This window comes from Mesorhizobium sp. M7A.F.Ca.AU.002.02.1.1, from assembly GCF_003998535.1.
Classification (GTDB): domain Bacteria; phylum Pseudomonadota; class Alphaproteobacteria; order Rhizobiales; family Rhizobiaceae; genus Mesorhizobium; species Mesorhizobium ciceri.
Window position 1 is genome coordinate 1 of the sequence record NZ_RZPB01000785.1, and the last position, 2,728, is coordinate 2,728.

General features: G+C 62.5%; 3 protein-coding genes. All 3 read left to right on the forward strand.

Annotated elements, in window-relative coordinates; all coding sequences use genetic code 11:
• Positions 1-1,037, forward strand: a 1,037-nt coding sequence (gene prfA / locus EN879_RS31225; protein ID WP_127274491.1) for a peptide chain release factor 1, incomplete at its 5' end; no start/stop codon positions are given.
• Complete coding sequence (gene prmC, locus EN879_RS31230; protein ID WP_063169067.1) at positions 1,030-1,902, forward strand: peptide chain release factor N(5)-glutamine methyltransferase; 873 nt, start codon at positions 1,030-1,032, stop codon at positions 1,900-1,902. The genes prfA and prmC, both read left to right, overlap by 8 nt.
• Positions 1,903-2,205: 303 nt before the next feature.
• Positions 2,206-2,728 (forward strand): DUF4167 domain-containing protein (locus tag EN879_RS31235; RefSeq protein WP_127274492.1); only part of this gene is annotated, 523 nt, incomplete at its 3' end.

A 2,728-nucleotide genomic window follows, 5' to 3' on the forward strand; every position in this document is an offset into this window, starting at 1 on the left:
GTTTCGAGATGCTCGAAGCGCAGATGTCGGCCGGCCCGGCGCCGGACGCCTATGTGCGCATGGCGTCCGAATATGCCGAAATCCAGGACATGGTGGCCAAGGTCAGGGCGCTGCGCGCGGCCGAGCATGAACAGGCCGACCTCGAAGCCATGCTTGCCGACAGGGGCACCGACGCCGAGATGCGGGCGCTGGCCGAGGCCGAGCTGCCAGGGGTCGAGGACCGCATCGAGGCGCTGCAGAAGGACATTCAGATCCTGCTGTTGCCCAGGGATGCCGCCGACGACAAGAACGCCATTCTCGAAATCCGCGCCGGCACCGGCGGCGATGAGGCCGCGCTTTTCGCCGGCGACCTGTTTCGCATGTACGAACGCTACGCCGCCGAACGCGGCTGGCGTTTCGAGACCGCCTCGGCCAGCGATGGCGATGCCGGCGGCTACAAGGAAATCATCGCCACGGTGTCGGGCAAGGGCGTCTTTGCGCATCTGAAATTCGAATCCGGCGTGCATCGCGTGCAGCGCGTGCCGGCGACCGAGGCCAGCGGGCGCATCCACACGTCGGCGGCAACCGTCGCGGTGCTGCCCGAGGCCGAAGAGGTCGACATCGACATCAGGGCCGAAGACATCCGCATCGACACGATGCGCGCCTCGGGTTCGGGCGGCCAGCACGTCAACACCACCGATTCGGCCGTCCGCATCACCCATCTGCCGACCGGCATCATGGTCGTGCAGGCTGAGAAATCGCAGCACCAGAACCGCGCCAAGGCGATGCAGATCCTGCGCGCCCGCCTCTATGATCTCGAACGCGGCAAGGCTGACGAGGAGCGCTCCGAATCGCGCAAGTCACAGGTCGGCTCCGGTGACCGCTCGGAACGCATCCGCACCTATAATTTCCCGCAAGGGCGCGTCACCGACCATCGCATCAATTTGACGCTCTACAAGCTCGACCGGGTGATGATGGGCGAACTCGACGAGATCATCAACGCGCTGATCGCCGATCATCAGTCCAAGCTGCTCGCCGACATCGGCATCGATGACTGACCTGCCCAACGCGCTCGGGCCGCTGCTGCGGGAAGCGCGGGCTCGGCTCGGCAGCACCGTCGACGACCCGGCGCTCGATGCGAGGCTGATCGTCGAGCATTTTTCGGGCACGACGCGCACGCAAGCCATTGCGGACCCCGAACGCAGGGTCGGCGCCGGCGCTGTTGCCGAAATCGATGCCGCGTTGAGACGCCGCGCCGGCGGCGAACCTGTGCATCGCATCCTCGGCTATCGTGAATTCTACGGTTTGCGCCTGGCGCTGTCGCCGGAAACGCTGGAACCGCGGCCGGATACCGAAACGCTGGTCGAGGCGATATTGCCCTTCGTCAAGGCGGTTGCGACGCAGGAAGGCGAGTGTCGCATCCTCGATCTTGGCACCGGCACCGGCGCCATTGCGCTGGCGCTGCTCAGCGTCGTGCCGACGGCTAATGCCACCGGCGTCGATCTGTCCGCGGGTGCGCTGGCGACGGCGGCCCGCAATGCCGGGCAACTTGGTCTTGCGGGCCGGTTCACGGCGCTGCAGTCGGACTGGTTCGAAAAAGTTTCCGGCCGGTACCATGTAATTGTCGCAAACCCTCCCTATATATCTTCCGAAGACATTGGAAATCTGCAGGACGAAGTCCGCAATTTCGACCCGCGCCTAGCCCTGGATGGCGGCGCGGACGGTCTGAACCCCTACAGAACCATCGCTGCGGAAGCGGCAAGGTTTTTGGAAATTGAAGGCAGAATTGCGGTCGAGATCGGCCATACGCAACGCAACGAGGTCTGCGAGATATTCACTGCAGCCGGCTACGTGCCGGGCAGTGTTTTCCGTGACCTCGGTGGAAACGACAGGGTTATTGTCTTTGAAAGGATAAAGCCTTGACGCAGTGCAAAAAAGCGCTTGGCAATGCCGGGGAATGCGGCTAGGGTCGCCTTAACCGGATGAGACGAAGCAGGCAGTGCTCTTAGCGATTCGGTTTTCCTTGGAAATAGCTGCCTTCTTGCGCAAACGATGCCCAAGCTTCGTGCGGGAATCGTCCGGCAAGTGATGTAACCGGAACAGGATGACACGTGGCGCCAACGCAATCGATGCGGGCGAACGCCGGTGAAGAGACGAAACGGCTGGCTGCATGAGCGCCTCCGTTCGTGAAGAGTTTTTCGAAAATTTCAAAATGAAGAGAGTTTGATGAGGCCACAACAGCAGAACAGGCGCATGCGCGGTCGCAACAACAATGGCGGCGGCGGTGGTAACAATAACAACAATAACAACAACAACCGCAAGGGGCCTAATCCCCTGACGCGCAACTACGAGAGCAATGGCCCGGACGTGAAGATCCGCGGTTCGGCTCAGCAGATCGCCGAAAAATACGCCACCCTTGCCCGTGATTCACACAGCTCCGGCGACCGGGTCATGGCGGAGAACTATCTCCAGCACGCCGAGCATTACAATCGCATCATCGCGGCCGCACAGGCGCAGATGCCGATCCAGAACACGCAGCAGAATCGCGATGATTTCGACGATGATGGCGATGAGGACCGCGACGATTTCGACAATAGCGGCAACAACAGCAACGCTGCTTCCGACGTCCAGATCCCGGTGGTCAACCATGGCGCCGGCCCGCAGCCGGTTATCGAAGGTACGCCGGCCGAGGTCGCGCTGAACCGGGAAGGTGGCCGCGAGGCCCGCGATAACAATGGCGGCGGCCACA